4 protein-coding genes are annotated in these 6,104 nt (G+C 67.0%); all 4 read left to right on the top strand.

The window, feature by feature from the left end; translation table 11 throughout:
- The first annotated feature begins 103 nt into the window (after positions 1 to 103).
- The 4 genes from CYU59_RS19380 to CYU59_RS19395 are packed head-to-tail and all read left to right on the top strand — an operon-like array spanning position 104 to position 5,962.
- The gene (locus CYU59_RS19380; RefSeq protein ID WP_293001648.1) at positions 104 to 1,573 is read left to right on the top strand and encodes a site-specific integrase; all 1,470 of its coding nucleotides are present in this window, start codon (positions 104 to 106) and stop codon (positions 1,571 to 1,573) included.
- Positions 1,573 to 3,297 (top strand): hypothetical protein, encoded by a 1,725-nt coding sequence (locus tag CYU59_RS19385; protein WP_293001650.1) that lies wholly within the window; start codon positions 1,573 to 1,575, stop codon positions 3,295 to 3,297. The genes CYU59_RS19380 and CYU59_RS19385 overlap by 1 nt, the downstream gene beginning before the upstream one ends.
- Entirely contained in the window at positions 3,294 to 5,495 is a 2,202-nt protein-coding gene (locus CYU59_RS19390) for a site-specific integrase (RefSeq protein WP_293001652.1), read from the top strand. The genes CYU59_RS19385 and CYU59_RS19390 overlap by 4 nt, the downstream gene beginning before the upstream one ends.
- The gene (locus tag CYU59_RS19395) at positions 5,492 to 5,962 is read left to right on the top strand and encodes a hypothetical protein (protein ID WP_293001654.1); all 471 of its coding nucleotides are present in this window, start codon (positions 5,492 to 5,494) and stop codon (positions 5,960 to 5,962) included. Before CYU59_RS19390 ends, CYU59_RS19395 begins: the two co-directional genes overlap by 4 nt.
- Positions 5,963 to 6,104: the final 142 nt, after the last annotated feature.

Here is a 6,104-nt window from a genome sequence, read left to right on the forward strand (position 1 = left end):
TTGTCCCCGCTTAGTTCCCGTGTTGCATTAGCACGGAAGGGCCGGGCGGCCTGGGTGTTTGGCCGTTGCGTCGGGTCGTGTGGTGTCTCTACTGTCGGCGTCCATGATCCTGAGCTACTTCACCTCGGCGGGCTGGCAGTCCTGGGATGTCGAGCACCGGCCGGTGATCCCGGAAGCGATGCCGGTGCTGATCGATGACGATCTGCTGTTCGAGGACGGCCCGGCAGCGCCGCGGCCGACCACGGTGATCAACCAGTGGTTGCGGCTGCTTCCGGCCAGCGGGGCTCCGGCGCCGAGTTCGTGGGAGAACTACGCGCGGGCGGTCAAGGAGTGGACGGAATTCCTCGCCGAACACGGTGTGGGCTTGTTCGATTCGCGTGACCGGCTCAAGGCCGGGCTGAGCCGGTATGCCGAGCACCGCGCGGCCGGACCGATCCGGGCGAGGTTCGCGGCGGCCACCTGGGGCCAGCACATAAGCATCCTGTCGCTGTTCTACCGGTGGGCGATGGACGAGGGATACGCGGCAGCGGAGCCGTTCACCTACCGGTCCGCGCGAGCGGTCTTCGCCGGCACCGGCCGCGACGTCCGGGTGAACTTGGCGGTGCGCCGCACCCCGAAACCGCACGTGAGTATCAAGTACCTGGAACCGGACTTCACCGACCTGTTCCGGAAGGGGTTGCGTGGATTGGCGCCGGACGGCACCCATGACACCGGGTTCACCGGGCGGGAGATGACCCGCAACGCCGCGATCGGCGATCTCGCGCTGGCGGCCGGGCTTCGGCTGGGCGAGTTCACGCATCTGCTGCCGTGGGAGATCCCCGCGTTGCCACCGGCACCGACAGTGATCCCGATCCCGTTGGCGGTTCCGGCGGGAATCACCAAGGGCCGCAAGTTCCGCACCACCTGGATCTCCTACGACGCCCTGGCCGGGCTGCACGACTACCTGCAGCTCGACCGCGCCGCCGTCACCGACGGATCGGCCTGGCGGCCACCACGACGCTGGGGCGAGCCGCTGCAGGTCACCGAACCGGACGCACGTGGCGGCCGGATCAACGGCATTCGCCGGTCGTGGGAGTCGCTGACCCCGGCCGAGCGTCGGCGGCTGGTGGCGCCCGACGGCGGGTCGTGCCTGCTGGCGGTGAAGGGTGATGGTGGCCCGTTCACCGCGTGGGCGACGGTGTTCGAGCGCACCAGCGACCGGATCCGCGCACGGTTCGAGCCACGGTTTCCGCACGTCCATCCGCATCGGCTTCGGCATTCGTTCTCGATGCAGACCTTGGAGTATCTGGTGACCGGCTACTACCGGCAGGCGGCGAAGCTGGTGCGTGACACCGACGCCGACGCGGCGCTGGTGTTCTATCTGACCAAGGCCGATCCGCTGCTGGTGCTGCGGGATCTGCTCGGGCATTCGACCGTTCTCACAACCGAGAAGTACGTGAAACGCCTTGATACGACACGGATTTATCGGCAAGCCTACGAAACCGCCGGAGCCGCAGCGGGACTCACCGAGGATACCGCGGCGCAGCGGGAAGCCGACGCCGAGTTCGACGACGACACCGACGAGGTGTTGTGATGCCGACGAGGGTAGTCGATACTCCGCTCGGTCTGAGCTGCGTGTTCAGCGACGGGAGCAGAGCGGAATTCGACCTGGAGGGGACAGGGAACTCCCGGTTGGCGCGTGATCTGGCCGTCGGGCTGGTGGAGCTGATCCACCCGCACGGCAGTGCCGATACTGCTGGCTCGGTCGGCCACTACGTGCGCGGGTTGCACAGGATGGTGCGAACACTCGCTGATCAGGGTTTCACCGGCGGTGCCGGTGATCTGCGTCGCGGGCAGTTGGCGCAGTTCTGGATGGCGGGCCCGAACTGGCTGGAGTCGCTGACACGGTACTTGGTGGAAGGTTATGCGCGATCCGGCGGCCGTCTCGGTGACGGGGTGCTGGAACTGGCCGCGGGACGGCACTTCAACCTTCACCGCAATCGACGCCCGTTGCCGCCGTATTCCGAAAGCGAATGGCAGCGACTCACCGCGCTCTGCCGACAGCAGGTCGACGACTCCTATGCCGCGCATCGGCGCGCGCTGGCGTCTGCCGCCGGAGGGCGGCATCCGGGCGCGGGTGTGTGGACTCACCAGAACTTCTGCTGGTTGTTGTCGACGCTCGGCCCGATCGGCAGCAGCGACGCTGCTGAAGCAATTGGCATGTCCATCAACGTCTTCCGCCATCGAGGAGTCACTGCTGTCTTCCACGAGGCTGCGCTGGCGATGTTCCCGCACCTCGACGTCGTGATCGTCTACCGGCTGCTGTTCGGGATCTACTCCGGCATCGTCCCCGACGGCATCGCCGACCTGGAGATCGGAGATATCGACTGGGCCGGGGACTCGACAATCTTGTTGTCCTACATCAAACGCCGCACCGCCGCCGAGAGCACCACGCTGCCACGGCCGGCGGTGCGGTTACTCGAGCAGTGGCTGGCGCACTCGGCGCTGCTGCGCAGCTTCGTGCCGCCGGAGGAGCGGACCACGCTGTGGTTGGGGATGAGCCAGCCCGGCTACTCCCGCCGCCTCGGTGACGTGAACCGGTCGGCGATTGGCCGGTGGATGCGCCGCTACGACATCGTCGGCGACGACGGCCAGCCGATGAAACTGCACCGGTCCCGCATCCGCACCACCCATCATGCAATGCGGGACAAGAAGTCCTGGACCGGGAACGCGCGCGCCACGATCGACCCGAACCACACGCCCGCGGTCGAGGGCGACCATTACCTGTCGGCGACGACTCCCGGCCAGCGCCAGGCCGTCGAGATGATCATCGCCGACGCCCAGCATGACCTCCTTCGCCGTGCGCACCCACCGACCGTGATCACCGAGGACGACGCCGCTGCACTCGCCGTGGGCTACCCGCAGCTGCTGGCAGCGATGAAGCTCGACGACGGCGTGCTCGCAGAGCTGGTCGGCGGCGCGCGGGATGTGTTCACCGCGGCCTGCGCCGATCAGCTGGCCGGGCTGCACGGACCGGCCGGGAAGCCATGCCCGGCACGTCCCTGGGTCTGTCTGCTCTGCCCGCTGGCGGTGTTCGCCCCGAGGCACGCGGTGAACTTGCTGCGGCTCAAGGCGTTCTTCTCCCGCCAGTGGCAGCAGATGCCCGCCGCCCACTTCATGACCGTCTTCGGCCCCTATGCCGCCCGGATCGACCAGATCCTCGACCGTTTCGACCCCGCCGAACTCGCCGCCGCAGCCGCCCATGTCACCGACAGCGACGACGAAATCCCCTTGCGCCCCGAGGAACTCACCGCATGACGAGCACAATCGCGACTACGGCACCCGACGCCCAACGTCGGTCCCCGTTCACCGGCGCGGACGTCTGCCGCGACGCCGGGCTCACACTGCCGGACCGCACGCCACGGCCGATTTTCGACGACGACCTGTGGGATTTCACCGACGTGATCGGACTCCCAGTCCAAATGGCCCTCTACCGGCGCCGATTCGACTTCACCACCATCACCGACCCTCGCTGCCGGCTTGTAGCCAAGGAGCTGATCCTGGCGCTGCTGGTCCCCACTCATGATGCCGTGGTCCGGCTCCCGCGCGCCTACCGCACTGCCCTGCAGCTGACCAGCTGCTACAGCCGGCTCTACGAGGCCGGGAAGTTCTTCGGCTGGCTCGATCAGCGGGGCATTACTACCCTCGCCGAACTCGACACCCATCTCTGCGAGCAATACCTGGCGTTCCGGCGCTACGTCGTCGACGCCGACGGTGTCGTCGTGGGTGAGCAAAGCGCCGGTGTCCGCCGCGCTGCCGCGCAGATGATCGTCGATCTGGTCGACTACCGTGACGTGTTCACCTCCGACCGGGTTCCGGCCGATCTGCGCCCCTGGGGCGGTGCGACAGCATCCGCGGTTGCTGAAATGCCTTCCGGCCGTGAAGGAAACAAGACACCGGCCGTCCGCGCCGAAGTGCTGCAACCGATGCTCGCCGCGGCCCTGCACCTGGTCCAGGCCCTCGGCCCGCACGTTGTCGAGCTGAACGAGCAGATCCGCGAAATCGACAACGTCTGGGCCACCGGGGCCCCTGGGCTTCGTCACCGCTCCCCGGCGATGGTCAGCGCCGTCAAGAGGCTGCTGGCCGACCACCAGGCAACCGGCACACCGCTGCCGATGCTCGAAGAGCATGACGTCAACCGCAGACTCACCGCCGGCTGGGACGCGAGCGACCCGCTGCTGCCGGTCTCCACCGGGGTCCTGGCTCGGCAGGCCGGCTACGTCCAGTTCTGGGCGAAATGGATGCCCGCACTGCGCGAACCGCTGATCGACACCCTCAGCACCGTCGGGGTCGAGAAGATCTTCGGCCGCGACGCCGCCGAGGCCCCAACCGCCGACGGCACAACCCTGCTGCCTTGGACACTGCCACTGCACCGATCCGAAGCGGCCGCCTTGATCGGCATCGCCCGCACCGCCGCCATAGTGGTCCTGGCTGCTGCGTCCGGAATGCGGGCCAGTGAGCTGATGGAACTGCGGGTCGGCTGCCGTCGGGTCGAGGAACCGATCCCCGGTCTGAAGCGCTACCGCGTCGTCAGCAAGATCATCAAGGGCCAGGGCCTCGGCGGCACCGACGACGAATGGGTCGTCATCGAACCCGTCCACCAAGCGATCGAGCTCATCGAGCAGCTCCACGATGACCCCCGCGACGGCGCTCTGCTGTTGTCCCGGTTCAGCTTCCGAGTCCGCTACCTCTGGTTCCGCGCCTGGGTGAATTCCCCGGCCGGAGCCCGCCTCGGACTCGCCCCGATCCCCGACGAACCAGTGGCACTGCGTATGCTCAGGAGGACGGTTGCGTTGGAGATGGCCCACCGCCCCGGCGGGGTTCTCGCAGCAAAACTGCACCTCAAACATATCGCTGCTGCAACTACAGAGGGCTATGCTGCTCGACCGGGCGGCGCCCAGTCGGAGTTGCTGGGCGAAGTGAACAAGCTCGAGGCCGACCATAAACTCGAGCTCGTGCTGACTGAGTTCCGCAACTATCAGCAAGGCATTCTGCCCGCCGGCCCCGGCGCTCGCAGCCTGACCGAATTCTTCGCCACCATCGACGCCGAACTGAACACCGAAGCGACTGCGGCGCCGAAGATCCAGCGCAACGACCGCGACATCCTCAACCTGTTGTCCAAACGCGCGAAGGCGCTGCACCTTGGCCCCGCGAACTACTGCTGGTTCACCGACCCCTCCCGCGCGCTCTGCCTGAAACTCGCGGGCACCCCGTCCGCGGACCGACCGATGATCGGCATGTGTGACTCCGGACGCTGCCCGCAGGCCACCCACCATCAGCATCACCGGCCCGTCTGGGCTGAGCACGCCGAACGGACGAAGATCTTTCTCGGCCAACTCGGCAAGACGCGCACCACCGAACACGCTCGCCTGCAGGCCGACTTCGACCGGGCCGTCCGGGTCATCACCAGTATCGACACGGCCACCCGAACCAGCGCACCCGAGGAACAGGCATGAGAATTGCTGCCGCCCAACGTATCCAGAACGAGAACCGCATCCGCGCCGCCATGGACCGGCTGCTGCGCGGCGAGATCCCACCCGGCGGCAACTGCGATATCAAGACCCTCGCACTCGAAGCCGGGGTCGACCGCACCGCCTTCTACGGCACCCGCCCATACGCCCACCTGCGCGCCGAATTCGAGCACCGCCTCGCGCAACTCCAGCAGGCCGGAGAAACCCCGGACCCGAAGGCCGCGCAGATCGAACGCCTCAAAACAGAAGTCGAAAAGCTGAAAAATACTCTTGTCCACGCTAACTCGACAATCCAGGAGCTCACCGAATTCCGGATTCAGGCCCTGTCCCGGATCGCTGCCCAGCACGACGAGATCCTTCGGCTTCGCACCGCCAACGACCCGGCGGCAGGCATTACCCGCCTTCCGTCGAATCACCCGAAACACCAACAGAAGGTCATGGGACCATGCTGACCCCAGCGATAGTGACGTCAGTCACAGCGCCCGGTCGGTTATCGCCACACCGGCGGCGATCTGCATCGCGAACCCGCGCCCGGAATCGTCCCAGCACCAATGCAACACGAACCCGACTGCACACGGCCTCTGCGGACACAAG

The sequence above is a fragment of the Mycobacterium sp. genome, assembly GCF_002863225.1.
GTDB lineage: Bacteria > Actinomycetota > Actinomycetes > Mycobacteriales > Mycobacteriaceae > Mycobacterium.

Coding starts and splice junctions, on each gene's coding strand:
- CYU59_RS19390 (WP_293001652.1), top strand. CDS start 3,294: ATGACGAGCACAATCGCGACTACGGCACCCGACGCCCAACGTCGGTCC.
- CYU59_RS19395 (WP_293001654.1), top strand. CDS start 5,492: ATGAGAATTGCTGCCGCCCAACGTATCCAGAACGAGAACCGCATCCGC.
- CYU59_RS19380 (WP_293001648.1), top strand. CDS start 104: ATGATCCTGAGCTACTTCACCTCGGCGGGCTGGCAGTCCTGGGATGTC.
- CYU59_RS19385 (WP_293001650.1), top strand. CDS start 1,573: ATGCCGACGAGGGTAGTCGATACTCCGCTCGGTCTGAGCTGCGTGTTC.